The sequence below is a fragment of the Marseilla massiliensis genome (assembly GCF_016899955.1).
Taxonomy (GTDB): domain Bacteria; phylum Bacteroidota; class Bacteroidia; order Bacteroidales; family Bacteroidaceae; genus Prevotella; species Prevotella intestinigallinarum.
In genome coordinates this window covers 138,852-153,149 of record NZ_JACJJL010000002.1, presented here as the reverse complement: position 1 = coordinate 153,149, position 14,298 = coordinate 138,852, and the positions used below count along the sequence as shown (strand labels likewise).

Here is a 14,298-nt window from a genome sequence, read left to right as displayed (position 1 = left end):
CATTGCAAACCAAGAGTACGACCTCTCGTGTGTTCCGTATAATGATGGGCCGAGGTGGTATGTGATGCGCGACCTTACACGAACCAACGCAAAGATGCCTGCCTATAAAATGCTGGAGGGCATGGTGTCGAAGGTGTTTACGCCTATGACGTGGAAAGTTGTTAAGGTTAAGGGCAAAGGTAAGCGTGTGCAGGTGCCTTTTATGCACGACCTGCTATTTGTCTACGACCGAAGGAAAAACATCGACCCAATAGTAGAACGCATCGGCACTTTCCAATATAGATATTTGCGGGGAACATACCGTGTGCCAATGACAGTGCGTGAGGCAGACATGAACAGGTTCATGCAAGCCGTGGAAATGTCAGACGACCCAAAATATTATTCGCCCAACGAAATAACGCCCGCAATGGTTGGACGTAGCGTCCGCATCATCGGCGGACCACTCGACGGATACGAAGGCCGGCTGCAGAAACTGCAAGGCTCACGCACAAAGCGCCTCCTGGTAGAATTGCCAGGCCTTATCACGGCCGCCGTGGAAGTGTGCCCCGAATATATAGAATTGGTGTGAATTACATGATTTAGAAGATGACATCTCGCTCTGAAAATACCAAGCGCATAGCTAAAAACACCTTGATGTTGTATGCTCGAATGCTGTTCAGCATGTTGGTATCATTATATACTTCACGGGTTATATTAAATGCATTAGGCGTAGAAGACTATGGTATATATAATGTCGTTGGTGGTTTCGTGGCCATGTTTTCACTGATTTCGAACTCTTTATCTTCTTCTGTCAGCCGTTTTCTTACTTTTGAATTAGGCCGTGGTGATAAATTGAGACTAAAAGAGACATTTTCAACTTCGATGCTTGTACACATAACTCTGGCATTAATAGTTTTCATATTGGCAGAGTCTTTAGGGGTGTGGTTCCTAAATTCTTATATGACAATTCCATCAAATCGGTTATATGCTGCTAATTGGGTTTTTCAGGCGTCAGTAATATCCTTTATGTTTGGATTGACTTGTGTGCCATATAATGCGTCAATTGCGTCGCATGAGCATATGAGTGCATTCGCATATATCGGTATGTTGGATGTGATTTTTAGATTGCTTATTGTGTTGTTTATAGCATATGTTCCATTTGAATTTGATAAATTAATTACTTACTCCCTATTGCTATTGGGGGTAAGTTTGTTGTTACAGTGCATTTATTTATGGTATTGCCGTAAGAATTTTGATGAGTGTAGATTTAGATTATATTTCAATAAAGAATGTTGGAAGGAAATGAGTGCTTTTGCAGGATGGAATTTCATTGGTTGCACAGCTGGATTACTAAAAGATCAAGGAGTCAACATTTTACTAAACATATTTTTGGGCCCGGTGGTGAATGCCGCTCGTGGTATCGCTTTATCAGTCAATACAGCAGTTAATGGTTTCGCTGGTAATTTTATGGCTGCTGTCAATCCACAGATAACAAAGTCTTATGCGGCGGGAGATCGGGATTACATGTTTTCGTTGGTGGAAAGAGGTTCACGTTTCTCATTTTATATAATGTTTATCTTGGCCTTGCCGATATTGTTTGAAACGGAGTTTATCTTGACTTTGTGGTTAAAACAATATCCAGAACACACAGTTAATTTTGTACGGTTGGTATTGATTTTGTCATTATGTGATATATTGTCAAATACATTGATAACACTTCAGAATTCGACTGGGAAAATACGCAATTATCAATTGGCTGTGGGAGGTATGCTAATGATGAACTTTCCATTATCATACGTATGTTTAAAGGCAGGTCTTCCTCCTGAGTCCGTTTGGATGATAAGTATTTTTGTATCAATATGTTGTTTATTGTTACGCTTGTTCTTTTTACGTAAAATGGTGAAATTGTCTATACATGAATTTTTTAAGAATGTGTGTCTGAATGTAATAAAAGTCGCTCTTTTGTCTGCAATCGTATCTTTCGTGATGATGACATTCCTTGTGTGTACGGGATGGAAACATTTTTTATTGACGAGTGCGGTATGTATAGTAAGTAGCATGATTTCTGTTTACATGATAGGTTGCTCCAAGAATGAGAGAGCATTTATTAAAGCAAGAATATTCAATTTTAGATAAAGCAAACCTCAATTGTATTGGAATGCATAGCAATATAGAGAAAAGAACAGCAACTATCACATGGATTACTTATCATAATTTCGGAACTTATCTTCAAGCTTATGCTCTGCAAAAGGTAATTCTTTATTTGGGATATGAAAACCATATTATATCAGACAGACGTATTGTCGATTCTCAATGTGAGGCAAATTCATTTAGGAACTTTATAGCAAAGGTTTATCATTTTTTTGGCGGCAATCGTCAGATGGTTAAAGGGCGAAAAAGAGAGAAAGCTAGTTATGACAAATTTGTTAGGCAATATTTGTATATAGATGATAGCTGGTTAAATTATTCAGATTTGGACAATAAATATGATATTTATATATGTGGTAGTGATCAAATATGGACGCCTAACTTTAGAAAAATAGAAGAGTTCTATTTTGGGGGATTTACGAGTAAGAAAAAAATCGCATATGCGCCAAGTATTGGACAAAAATATTGCTCCCAAGAATATGTGATGCAAGTTAAGCCTTTACTGGAACAATTTAAATATCTGTCTATTAGAGAAATAACTGGTCAAAAATTATTAACTGCTTTTCTTGATAAGCCAATAAGACTCGCTGTTGATCCTACCTTATTACTTCCTTCTTGTGAATGGCTTACTTTGGCAGAAGCATCAATGAAAGATATAAGGCCCTATGTGTTATGCTATTTTCTGACATATAATGAATTATACATGGATTTAGTGACTAAATTTGCACAGATGATTCAAATGCCAGTTAAAATTTTTATTACAGATAAGCGTTTTATTGAGCATGCTGATATATCTTTATTTTCTGGACCCATTGAATTTCTGCAAGAAGTAAAAAATGCAAGCTATTTTTTTACGGATTCTTACCATGGAAGTATATTTGCTGTTATTTTTGAAAAACGTTTTTGGACATTTAAGCGTTTTAAAGATGGCGAAAGGAATAATCAAAATTCTCGTATAGAAGATTTTTTTCGTATTTTAGGTTTGTCTGATTATTTTGTCGATAATATAGATTTAAGGGAAATAATAAATATTCCTCCTATAAATTATGATAAAGTTAAGCAGGTGATCCAAGTTGAACGAATGCGCTCAATGGACTATTTGAAATATTCATTGAAATATTGAAATAAAATAGGATGCAAACTGTTTGTCCAATAGAGTTGTGTACAGGATGTATGGCTTGTTTAAATTGTTGTACACATAATGCAATACATATCTTTTCAGATGTGTGTGGATTTAGATATCCGTATGTTGTAGCTGATTTGTGTGTAAATTGCAAATTGTGTGAACAGGTCTGCCCCGTTAATCACCAGCAAGAAAAAAGACCTCCAAAATTTTGTTATGCTGTTACAATTAGAGGAAAAGATATATTAACTTGTGCCTCTGGTGGAGCAGCGACAGCATTATCAACATTTGTTTTGGAGAAGGGAGGTATCGTATATGGATGCTCTGGAAGAAATATGTTACATATAAGCCATATACGGATTGCTGACATTCGTGATTTGCCTTTGTTGAAAGGCTCAAAATATGTTCAAAGTGAAATTGGCTTAATTTATAGGAAGGTAAAAGAAGATTTAAAGCAGAATATATTAGTATTGTTTATAGGTACTCCTTGTCAAATTGCAGGGTTAAAGGGCTTCTTAAAAAAAGATTATCATACTTTGATAACGGCTGATATTGTGTGCCATGGAGTGCCTTCACAAAGATTGCTGAATGATAATATTCAATATTATCAAAATAAACATAATAACAGAGTAGAGCTTAATAATATACGTTTTAGAATAATAAATGATAATACAGATACAAAATCTCTTAAAATTGACTATGGGTTCTATTTTAGTTTAAAGGATTCCTCTTTGTCAAAGAATGTTGATGATGAACATTCATATGATCCTTATGTTTGGGGGTTTCTTAAAGGATTGTTTCTAAGGAGAAGTTGTTATGTATGTTCTTATGCTTGTCCTTCGCGTGTAGGTGACTTTACTTTTGCCGATTTTTGGGGAATTGGTGATGATACCATTTTAGAGATTAATAATGGTGTGTCTTTGGTCTTGTTAAATACTGAAAAGGCACAATTATTTTTCAATGAAATTAAACCCAAAATTAACTTTGAAAGAAGGTTGGTAAAAGAGGCTATCATGGGTAATGGAAGATTACAAGCCCCTACGTATTGTCATAAAAGATATCATTTGTTTCGTATGCTATATCCGAAGTGTGGTTTAAGATTTTCTGTAAAAGTTTGTTTGATAAGAGATTTTGTGAAAGACAAGATTAAAAAATCATTGAAATAATAAAGGTATTATATTTTTCAATGTTTATTGTATGATAATATTTTTTTTATTATATGAAAGAATTAAAGGATGGGTTATCTGGACTTATGCGTATTAAAAATGAAGCATCATTTATAGAGGGATGTATAACTTCTTGTATTGATGCTTTAGATGAATTAATTATTGTATACAATGATTGTACCGATCATACTCCAGCGATTGTTGAACAAATGTGTAAACAATATCCTAATAAGATAAAAGCGTTTGCATATGACTATAATATTTTGTCACATAATCTTTCTAAAGAGGATTTTGACGTTGCTATCAATCTTCCAGAAGATTCTCCACGTTTACATTCTACCCAATGTAATTTTGCATTGTCTAAAGCAAATTATAAGTATGCAGTTAAAATAGATGTAGATCAATTATATTTTGTGGATGAATTAAAAGAATGGAGAAACGTTTGTAGTTCAGAAACTCAGATAGTATGGCATTTCTCATTTATATTGGGGTGGTTATTTATGATGTATTTTTCAGTATACAGGAGGCTTTCTGCATTATTAAAGAAACCATGTTTGTGGATGCTTCCTGATAAGCTTTTCTATCTTTTAACGCCCCATTATATAGATTATGCAAAATGGAGATTAAAAAAAGGAACTTCGGCTATCGCTTTATCTGGGTTTAATGTTTTTAAAGATGATAAGTGGTATATTCCATTTGATGGGGTTAATATTCATCCTCCTTATAATGGTGAAGGAGATACTCTTATTTTCAGAATTTCTGAGAAGACACGTTTCTTTAGGCAGGTGAACTTTTCTTCACAAACTGTTACTGAATATTTCTATAATCCTTATAAAGTCATGTTTGCTGGGCCTATTTGGTTTCATTTACATGCTAATAGAGAATGCTGTTGGAAAAAAGTGAAAAAAGTGAAAGATGAGTTTCCCGGTTTGTTTGTGCCAGTTGAAAACTTTCCATTGATGACATATCGAGAAGTACATCATAAAATAGACAAGAAATCTCATACATTATTTCAGAGGACACTGTTTGTTTTTGTGCATAAAATAGGAATAAATAAAATTATAAACCATTTGTATTTGTTACGATAAAAGTTTATATGGTTGATTTCATTTTGCGCGAAGATACGTACAAATTAATAGCTAGTGATTATTGGCGCTATACAGGGAGAAATGTATCGTTGTTTAGAATGTTTCGTGCTACATTATTTAATCATTGTTTTGCGTATACTTTTTGGTTGAGAATAGCAGCAAATGAAAAAGGTATCATTGCTAAAATAGCTAGAAATATATTGTATAAATTATCGCGACAATATGGACTACAGATACCAATAGAAACATCTATCGGTTATGGTTTGTATATAGGACATGGGATTGGGATAGTCGTGAATCCAACTGCAAAAATTGGCAATAATTGTAATTTAAGTCAATTTACGACGATAGGTGCAAATGAAGGAAAAGCGGCCGTTATTGGTGATAATGTTTATATTGGCCCATCTGTTTGTTTAGTTGAAAATGTAATAATTGGAGATAATGTAACAATTGGAGCTGGTGCTGTTGTTGTAAAAGATGTTCCTGATGACGCTACTGTAGCAGGAGTGCCGGCCAAAATAATATCTTATAAATCTCCTGGAAGATATATAAATAGGAGATGGCAAAAATAATAGAATGATTATGATTCCTAAAATTATTCATTATTGTTGGTTTGGTATGAAACCACTTCCTCATTCAGCCATAAAATGTATAGATTCATGGAAAAGATTTCTTCCTGATTATGAGATAAAGGAATGGAATGAGAGTAATTTTGATGTCAACATTATTCCTTATACAAGAGAGGCTTACAAGGCAAAAAGATACGCGTTTGTGAGTGACTATGCTCGGTTTTGGATTTTGTATCATTATGGAGGATTATATTTTGACACAGATGTAGAAATAATAAGGTCTCTGAATGATATAATTTCAAGAGGCCCTTTTATGGGATGTGAAACTATAGTGCGGGAAGATATACCTTTATATGTTAATCCTGGTTTTGGTTTGGGTTGTGAAATTGGAAATCCTATTTTGTCTGATTTATTATCTAAGTATGCAAGTTTAAATTTTATTCTGACAGATGGAAAGCATAATTTAAAAACTATAGTGCAATATACATCAGAATATCTTATTGCAAATGGATTGAAAAAGAAAGATGAAATTCAATATATAGAAAAGGGAAATATGTATATATATCCAAAGGATTATTTTAATCCGTATGATTGTGAATTGGATAAAATTATTATAACAGACAATACAAGGACAATTCATTATTTTGCCGCAAGTTGGAAAAACCCTAAAGAGCGTTTTATGGAATTTGTTGATAAACATTTTGGAGGTAGAACGGTTCTTTTTATTCATAATGTGAAACGATTATTCCTAGGTTAGAACACCTTTGGGTTATGCACCTCTATTCTCATTTGTGCAATATGCTGATAAGACTATTAAAAGATTTAAAACTTTACCTTTAAAGAACGATGATAAAGTATAAATGAATATTGAATAGTAATCGAAAAAGATGCATATTGTTGGTTATGATTATTCTTATTCGAATTAAAGGAAGGGTTTTGTTTAACTAAGAAAAAATTATGCTGCATTTTGGTGAGTATGAACGTTACAAGCAAATGTATAGTCTACGAGTGAACCGAATTATTTAATTGGGCAATTTATGTGACGTATTAAAAATATCATCAAGTAATTTATCATCTTATTTCTCCTTTATTATATGTATGACAATTATAAAGTTGTTGTAAATACAGCTGCCGGTCGTCGGCGTTACATGCAATATCTGATACCTTATATCGTGTCTTCAGAAATTGTTGACAGATATGACATTTGGATAAACACGCATGATGTGGCGGATATTGAGTTTTTCAATCAGGTGGCGGCTAAGTTTCCTGTGGTAAATCTCGTTTGGCAGCCTGACGGGGTTGTTAATGGCAATGCGAGTATTAATGCTTTTTACAAGAGTTGCGTAGAACCGGAAACAATCTATTTCAAACTTGACGATGATATTGTTTGGATGGAGCCAGGCTTGATAGAGAAGATGGTAAGTTTCAGGGTTGACAATCCACAGTATTTCGTAGTGTCGCCATTGGTGATAAATAATTCGCTGTCAACTTATTTGCTGCAGGTTGAGAATAAGATACGGCTTGACAAATATTACCAAGCTTCATCTTCACACCCGGTTCTGTGGAAAAGTGGTTATTTTGCAAAAGAACTTCACCAGTGGTTTATCGAAAGATATCTTAATACAGGCAAGTGGAACACGCTGCACATTGGGAAGAAAGAGATGGGCATGACCCGTTTCTCGATAAACGCAATATTGTGGTTTGGTGATGAGATGAGAAAATTCGACGGCGTGGTGCCCGGTGACGATGAAGAGTTTATGTCGTGCATATATCCAACGAAGCATGGTATGTCTAATGCTTGGAATGGAGATGCCATCGTGGCACACTTCGCGTTTTTCACACAGCGTGAGCAACTTGACAAGTGGCATATACTTGAACGTTATGGCGAGGTGTGTTGTAAGAATTTCTCAAACTCTGACAAAATGCGAGGATATTATGATGCTGTGCAGGATGCTATGACTTATGTAAGACGCAACGAGGCGGAGTTGACGCAGCGTAAGTCGCCTTATCGTTCTGTACCGGCAAAAATCACATGGCGCTGCCGGATAAAGGAATATCTGCCGGAGGCTGTGCGTGAGTTGCTGCTTATAAGATACGACTTGAAACGTCAAGGTGGTTTTATTGTAGAATAAGTTGGTAATATTATATGGACAAGATTCTAACGGTTGTCATACCTACCTACAATATGGAGCGGTACTTGAGGTATTGTCTTGACTCTCTGTGTGTCGGCCGTGGTAGTGATGTTTTGGAAGTGCTTGTCATAAATGATGGAAGTACAGATTCCTCTTCAGCCATTGCCCATGAATATGAGCAGAAGTCTCCAGGCATATTCCGAGTAATTGACAAGGAGAACGGCAACTACGGATCGTGCGTCAACCGTGGACTGACCGAAACCAAGGGCAAGTATATAAAGATTCTCGATGCCGATGACAGCATTGATACGGAAAATTTTGAGCACTTTATAGATTTCCTTTGCACTACAGATGCCGATTTGGTTCTCTCTGATTTTGCTGTGGTCGGCGTTGACCGTAATGTGAGGAAAGTTATAAAATACGGCCTTGGGGCTGGAACTATATTCGATATGTGCAAGGTGTGTGGTTCTCATTCTTTTGTGAATATGCAGATGCACGCTGTCACATATAAACGTGATAATCTGTTGCAACTGGGGTATAGGCAGACAGAAGGTATTTCATATACGGATCAGCAATGGATATTCATTCCTATGGTAGCGGTCAAAACCGTTGCGCATTTCGATGGGGTTATATATAAATATCTTGTTGGGAGGGCCGGACAGACGATGAATCCAGAAGTTAAGATGCGTAATGTTACTCACACTCTAAAATGTGCTTTGGATATGTCTGCAGAATACCAGCGCCACTATGATAATGTACGTGGAACGGCTTTACAGAAGTATCTTGATGCCAGGATTATACCATTCATTAAAGAGGGGTATGTTTCCTCGTTGGCAAATTACAATCATGACATCAAGAAGATGCTTGCTGACATTGATTGTTTACTGAAGGAACGAAGTCCTTATGTATATAACTTGATAGGTAGTAAAGATGTTAGTTCGTTTCATGGATTTGAATATATTAATTATTGGAGGCGACACAAGAACATCAATAGTATGCTGATGCGGATTATCTGTCGAATTTATTTGAAAATGCTTGCGTCTAAACTTAAGGCAAGGGAGCAAGACCCCATGTATGTTCCGGTGTCATTTTAAATTATCTGAATTGTGGTAAAGGTTTCTGTAATAGTTCCAATATATAAGGTGGAGAGGTTTATCACTAAATGTGTCGATTCATTAATGTCGCAAACTCTTAAGGATGTAGAGTTCATCTTTGTTGACGATGCTTCTCCAGACCGTAGTATTGAGTTGCTGAATAAATGTATTCGTAAATATCCTAATCGAGTTGACAGCATAAAGATTGTTTCTCATGAGAAGAACAAGGGCTTGCCCTCTGCCCGTAACACAGGGTTGGCATTAGCAACCGGTGATTATATCTTTCATTGCGACAGCGATGACTTCGTTGATTCGGATATGTTGGAAACTCTCTACGATACGGCGCAGAAAGAAAAAGCAGATATTGTTTGGTGTGACTGGTTCTTATCTTTTGAACACACTGAACGCTATATGAAACAGCCATCTTATACAACATCGACGGAAGCCTTGAAAGCCATGTTGGGTGGTGTGATGAAATTCAATGTCTGGAATAAATTAGTTAGACGTGGACTTTATACAGATAATCATATTTGCTTTCCCGAAGGATATGCAATGGGCGAGGATATGACAATGATACTTCTGTTTGCCGTAGCGGCAAATGTTGTATATGTTCCTATGGCATTTTATCATTATGTGAAGTTGAATTCAGAGGCTTACTCACAGAATTTTTCCTTGCATCATTTGGACTCAGTGAAGCATAATATACACATAGTAGAGACGTTTCTGCAGGAACATTTTGGCAATGATTTAGATCTGGAAATCGCTTGTATGAAGTTAGAGGCTAAGTTTCCTTTTCTAATGAGCAATGATAAGTATATGTATAAGCTTTGGGTGGAGACATATCCTGAGGCCAATATTTATATCATGCGGAATCATTATATATCAAACAGGCGCCGACTGGTTCAATGGTGTGCATATAAGCATTGGTGGCTTATGGTGCGTTTGCATAATTGGATTGTATGTAAGGTCGTCTACGGCTTAATTTATAGATAAAAGTTGATGAAAGCGTTTCTTGTTCCGATAGTTTTGATAGCTACAAGCTTCTTTTACTTCCCATTTTATTTTACATTCCTTCCTACCGTCAATACTAAGATGATGATGGCGGCTTTAGGATTAGTAGTGCTCTTGGTGAAATTAGGTCGAGATGGACATGGCTATGTTAGTAAGGATTTTTTTATGCTTTCACTTTATGCTGTGGGAGTCTCACTTGCAAGTCTGTTGGCAATGACTCTTAATGATACCAATGATGGAGCGTATCTTTCATATATCGTGACAATGTGGGTATGGGTTGGAGCGGCTTACTTTGTTGTAAATCTAATCAAGGCTGTCCATGGAAAAGTTAATGTAGAGCTTGTCTGTTTCTATATGATAGCTGTAGGGGCATTGCAATGTATTTTGGCAATGTCAATGGACAGATTTCCACCGCTGAAAAGTTTTGTAGATAGTTTTCTTGCTGGCCGCGGATTTATGGGAAAGTTTGAAGGACGTCTATATGGTATAGGTTGTGCTCTTGATGTTGCCGGTGGACGTTTTGCTGTGTTGCTTATTATGATTGCATTCTTGTTGCCAAATGTAATGAAACGGAAGAACAGTACTTTATACGTCGTGTTCTTATTGTCTGCTTTCTGTATTATAGCTATTATTGGTAATATGATTGGGCGGACGGCTTCAGTAGGGATGCTAATGGCGTTGGCGTATATTCTGTTTGTTTTGTTTACAAAAAATAATATTATATCGGGAGAATATAAGCGCCGACTTTCTTATTGGGTTTTTGGAACCATTGCAGTTGCTGTTGTCGTATCTGTATTTTTATATAATTTTGATAGTCAATGGAATAATTATTTCCGTTTTGGCTTTGAGGGCTTCTTTAGTCTAGTGGAGAAAGGGCGTTGGGAGGTTCAGTCTAATGAAATGTTAAAGCAGGGGCTTATCTTTCCTGATAATCTTTGGACTTGGATTGTTGGGGATGGATATATGGGAGCAATGGCAGAGGATCCTTATTATATAGGCAATCTGTTTTATGGCTTTTATATGGGAACGGATGCAGGCTATTCTCGCTTTTTATTTTATTTTGGCATAATTGGGATGGTGGCGTTTTTGGCTTTCATGTTTAATGTGTGTAGGGTCTGCATGAAACGTTCTACTATCTACAGATATATGTTTGTAGCAATGTTGCTGCTAAATCTGATAATATGGGTAAAGGTTTCTACCGACATATTTTTGGCTTTCGCTCCATTCTTATGTATAAGTATGGAAGAAGATACAGATGATATTGAGCAGATTGTCTCAAAAGTAAAGATTTGTTGAATTATGGAATTTAATCCAATGGTAACAATCATTGTTCCTGTATATAATAGCGAGCAATATTTGCCAATTTGTGTTGAAAGTATTTTAAAACAAACATTTAAAGACTTTGAATTACTCTTAGTTGATGACGGGAGTACTGACCGTTCAGGAGATTTGTGTGAAACTTATGCTAAACAAGATAACCGCATACGAACCTATCATAAAAAGAATGGCGGGGTGAGTTCTGCCCGAAATTTGGGAATAAGAGAGTCCGCTGGTAAATGGCTTCTCTTTGTGGATTGTGATGATTGGTTAGATAAGATGGTCCTTGAAAACTATTTCTTATTGGAACCGCATTTAGAAACGTTGTATATTCAGCAAGCTTACAGATATAATAATGGAGCGATTGCATATTGGCCTATAAGATTTAATAATGATGAAATCATTTTGGATGATGTTTCTGATTATGAGATCTTGAATGTTATTTTGTATTATGGAACACCTTGGGGAAAGTTGTATAGTGCAGAAATAATAAGGAAGAATAATTTGCTTTTTGATGAGAGGTTGGAATTGCATGAAGACCATTGTTTTTATTTTGAATATGTTAAGTTTATAAAGTCTGTTGTTATTATAGCTGACACCGGTTACTATTATAGGTTAAATTGCGGAACATCTCTATCAAGTAAACGAGTTCCTTGGCAGAATTTATTGCTGGCTTATAATAAATTGCGCAAAGAATTGCTGCTGATTTCTAAGCTCTTTCATCTTGATGAGATGAAATTAAAACTAATATATAGTTTTGTCTTCTATATAAAGATTAGGGCGTTAAAGGCCGTGTTTTATGATAAGAATGAGAAACGTGATAGGATTAAATTGTTAAAGGAGATTTCTACACGGGAAGTTGAATGCTATTATCATCCTATTTCACGAAGTGCAAAACTTTTTAAGTCTATCCTTCTTATGGATTCAACATTTTTAAAGTATTGTTTGCTTTCGTGTTTTAGTGCAAAATTAAGATGATATGATACCTAAAGTTATACATTTCTGTTGGTTGTCGGGTGACAAATATCCGAGTAAGATTCGGTATTGTATTAATTCATGGAAAGAAAAGCTTCCTGATTATGAAATACGGTTATGGGATTTGTCTCGGTTTGATATAGATTCTTCGGTATGGTGTAAAGAAGCATTCGAGATGAAGAAGTATGCTTTTGCGGCCGACTATATCCGTTGCTATGCATTGTACAAGGAGGGAGGAATTTATTTAGATTCTGATGTAGAATTGTTGAGGTCTTTTGATGATTTGCTACATCTGCCATATTTCATTGGTGAGGAGCAAGGTGGAAATATAGAACCTGCAATAATTGGTTGTGAAAAAGGATGGGATTTCTTGGAAAGAATGTTATCATATTATGAGAATCGCCATTTTGTTGTAAATGGTAATATGGATATGCAAACATTGCCAGCGATTATGTCACAGGAGATCAACAGACATTATGAATATAAAAAAGTTCGGACCCCTAAAGAATTTGAGGTTGACAGTGATAAGTTCTGTGTCTTGCCAGCTGAATATTTCTCTCCCAAATATCCCAATGGCTTTAAGTGTCCAATAACTTCAAATACATATTGTGTTCATCATTTTGCAGCCTCATGGTATCCCGTTGATAAAAAAGCATTTCGTCTGATTCGCAAATTGTTCGGCTATAAGACAGCGCACTTAATGTCGGTGTTGATAAAAGGACGAAAATAAGCTTTATTTAAGTTATGTATCAGCTGTAAAATATGATTATAGTAAATATGGCTTGCGGTTTAGCCAATCGTATGTTTCAGTATAGTTATTATCTATATCTAAAGAAACTTGGGTATGATGTTTATGTTGATTTCTATACGGCGGTACGGCTAAAGCATGAAAATGTGTCATGGCAGAAGGTCTTTCCCAATGCTCCTGTCCGCCAGGCATCATCATGGGATGTGTTCAGAAGCGGTGGCGGTTCGAGTCTGCTTTCAAGGATAAGGCGGCGTTATTTGCCAAAAACTTGTTGTATGATGTATATGCCATCTGCTTTTGATGCCTTGTTACCCAATAGAGACAAACGTTTGATGTATGTTAACGGTGTATTTCAGAATGCACAGATGGTTGACAGTGTAAAGAATGATGTCTATGATGCTTTTACGTTTATTCCGTTCACGGATGATTATAATTTGTCGTTGATGGAAGAAATCGGTTCTTGCCAGTCTGTTGCCATTCATGTTCGTAAGGGCAATGATTATATGTCAAGAACATATTATGTTAATACCTGTCCTGTAGAATACTATCGCAAAGCGGTTGACTTGATGTGCGCAAAGCTTAAGTCTCCACGGTTTTATGTGTTTACGGACAATCCCGAGTGGGTCAGGCATAACTTTTCATTCTTTGATTATAAACTGGTGGACAATAACCCGTCATTTGGTTACGGCAGTCATTTTGATATGCAGCTGATGAGCCTTTGTCGGCATAATATCATAAGTAATAGTACTTATAGTTGGTGGGGAGCCTTTCTGAATCGCTCTAATGATAAGATTGTCATTGCACCCGAAGAGTGGTTCAGGCCGGGCAGTTGTGAAGAGTATAAGTCTGGTCGCGTAGTATGCGAGGGTTGGCTTGCCCTATAATATAATAATAGATGTTGCAATAAGGCATCGATTATTGAATGTGCGGACAGAAAGACCTTAGCTG

At 36.1% G+C, this 14,298-nt stretch carries 14 protein-coding genes; all 14 read left to right on the top strand.

What is annotated here, in order from left to right:
• Positions 1–64: 64 nt before the first annotated feature.
• The 14 genes from H6B30_RS01835 to H6B30_RS01770 all read left to right on the top strand — a co-directional run bounded on the left by H6B30_RS01835 (position 65) and on the right by H6B30_RS01770 (position 14,234).
• Positions 65–568 carry a UpxY family transcription antiterminator gene (locus H6B30_RS01835; RefSeq protein WP_239483446.1) on the top strand — a complete coding sequence of 168 codons (504 nt, stop codon included), beginning with the start codon at positions 65–67 and terminating at the stop codon, positions 566–568.
• Between the two features lie 17 nt (positions 569–585).
• Positions 586–2,115, top strand: coding sequence for an MATE family efflux transporter (locus H6B30_RS01830; RefSeq protein WP_205107322.1), 1,530 nt, complete (start codon positions 586–588; stop codon positions 2,113–2,115).
• Positions 2,072–3,250 (top strand): polysaccharide pyruvyl transferase family protein, encoded by a 1,179-nt coding sequence (locus H6B30_RS01825; RefSeq protein WP_205107320.1) that lies wholly within the window; start codon positions 2,072–2,074, stop codon positions 3,248–3,250. The genes H6B30_RS01830 and H6B30_RS01825 overlap by 44 nt, the downstream gene beginning before the upstream one ends.
• 11 nt (positions 3,251–3,261) lie before the next feature.
• Positions 3,262–4,416, top strand: coding sequence for a Coenzyme F420 hydrogenase/dehydrogenase, beta subunit C-terminal domain (locus tag H6B30_RS01820; protein WP_205107318.1), 1,155 nt, complete (start codon positions 3,262–3,264; stop codon positions 4,414–4,416).
• 53 nt (positions 4,417–4,469) lie between these two features.
• Positions 4,470–5,504, top strand: coding sequence for a glycosyltransferase (locus H6B30_RS01815; protein ID WP_205107317.1), 1,035 nt, complete (start codon positions 4,470–4,472; stop codon positions 5,502–5,504).
• An 8-nt stretch (positions 5,505–5,512) separates the two neighbouring features.
• The gene (locus tag H6B30_RS01810; RefSeq protein WP_205107315.1) at positions 5,513–6,076 is read left to right on the top strand and encodes a serine acetyltransferase; all 564 of its coding nucleotides are present in this window, start codon (positions 5,513–5,515) and stop codon (positions 6,074–6,076) included.
• Positions 6,077–6,086: 10 nt separating this feature from the next.
• Complete coding sequence (locus H6B30_RS01805) at positions 6,087–6,830, top strand: glycosyltransferase family 32 protein (RefSeq protein ID WP_239483438.1); 744 nt, start codon at positions 6,087–6,089, stop codon at positions 6,828–6,830.
• Between the two features lie 337 nt (positions 6,831–7,167).
• The gene (locus H6B30_RS01800) at positions 7,168–8,205 is read left to right on the top strand and encodes a hypothetical protein (protein WP_205107311.1); all 1,038 of its coding nucleotides are present in this window, start codon (positions 7,168–7,170) and stop codon (positions 8,203–8,205) included.
• Positions 8,206–8,219: 14 nt separating this feature from the next.
• Positions 8,220–9,299 carry a glycosyltransferase family 2 protein gene (locus tag H6B30_RS01795; RefSeq protein ID WP_205107309.1) on the top strand — a complete coding sequence of 360 codons (1,080 nt, stop codon included), beginning with the start codon at positions 8,220–8,222 and terminating at the stop codon, positions 9,297–9,299.
• 12 nt (positions 9,300–9,311) lie between these two features.
• On the top strand, positions 9,312–10,292 hold the full coding sequence (locus H6B30_RS01790) for a glycosyltransferase family 2 protein (protein ID WP_338088927.1): 981 nt from the start codon (positions 9,312–9,314) through the stop codon (positions 10,290–10,292).
• A gap of 6 nt (positions 10,293–10,298) precedes the next feature.
• Positions 10,299–11,606, top strand: coding sequence for a hypothetical protein (locus H6B30_RS01785; RefSeq protein WP_205107306.1), 1,308 nt, complete (start codon positions 10,299–10,301; stop codon positions 11,604–11,606).
• 3 nt (positions 11,607–11,609) lie between these two features.
• The gene (locus H6B30_RS01780) at positions 11,610–12,605 is read left to right on the top strand and encodes a glycosyltransferase family 2 protein (protein WP_205107304.1); all 996 of its coding nucleotides are present in this window, start codon (positions 11,610–11,612) and stop codon (positions 12,603–12,605) included.
• 1 nt (position 12,606) lies between these two features.
• Positions 12,607–13,332 (top strand): glycosyltransferase family 32 protein, encoded by a 726-nt coding sequence (locus tag H6B30_RS01775; protein WP_205107302.1) that lies wholly within the window; start codon positions 12,607–12,609, stop codon positions 13,330–13,332.
• 32 nt (positions 13,333–13,364) lie between these two features.
• Positions 13,365–14,234 (top strand): alpha-1,2-fucosyltransferase, encoded by an 870-nt coding sequence (locus tag H6B30_RS01770; RefSeq protein WP_205107301.1) that lies wholly within the window; start codon positions 13,365–13,367, stop codon positions 14,232–14,234.
• Positions 14,235–14,298: the final 64 nt, after the last annotated feature.

Bases quoted from the DNA above. Each gene is read 5' to 3' on its own strand.
- H6B30_RS01770 (WP_205107301.1), top strand. From the start codon at position 13,365: ATGATTATAGTAAATATGGCTTGCGGTTTAGCCAATCGTATGTTTCAG.
- H6B30_RS01805 (WP_239483438.1), top strand. From the start codon at position 6,087: ATGATTCCTAAAATTATTCATTATTGTTGGTTTGGTATGAAACCACTT.
- H6B30_RS01795 (WP_205107309.1), top strand. From the start codon at position 8,220: ATGGACAAGATTCTAACGGTTGTCATACCTACCTACAATATGGAGCGG.
- H6B30_RS01775 (WP_205107302.1), top strand. From the start codon at position 12,607: ATGATACCTAAAGTTATACATTTCTGTTGGTTGTCGGGTGACAAATAT.
- H6B30_RS01785 (WP_205107306.1), top strand. From the start codon at position 10,299: ATGAAAGCGTTTCTTGTTCCGATAGTTTTGATAGCTACAAGCTTCTTT.
- H6B30_RS01830 (WP_205107322.1), top strand. From the start codon at position 586: ATGACATCTCGCTCTGAAAATACCAAGCGCATAGCTAAAAACACCTTG.
- H6B30_RS01825 (WP_205107320.1), top strand. From the start codon at position 2,072: ATGAGAGAGCATTTATTAAAGCAAGAATATTCAATTTTAGATAAAGCA.
- H6B30_RS01820 (WP_205107318.1), top strand. From the start codon at position 3,262: ATGCAAACTGTTTGTCCAATAGAGTTGTGTACAGGATGTATGGCTTGT.
- H6B30_RS01815 (WP_205107317.1), top strand. From the start codon at position 4,470: ATGAAAGAATTAAAGGATGGGTTATCTGGACTTATGCGTATTAAAAAT.
- H6B30_RS01835 (WP_239483446.1), top strand. From the start codon at position 65: ATGCGCGACCTTACACGAACCAACGCAAAGATGCCTGCCTATAAAATG.
- H6B30_RS01810 (WP_205107315.1), top strand. From the start codon at position 5,513: ATGGTTGATTTCATTTTGCGCGAAGATACGTACAAATTAATAGCTAGT.
- H6B30_RS01800 (WP_205107311.1), top strand. From the start codon at position 7,168: ATGTATGACAATTATAAAGTTGTTGTAAATACAGCTGCCGGTCGTCGG.
- H6B30_RS01780 (WP_205107304.1), top strand. From the start codon at position 11,610: ATGGAATTTAATCCAATGGTAACAATCATTGTTCCTGTATATAATAGC.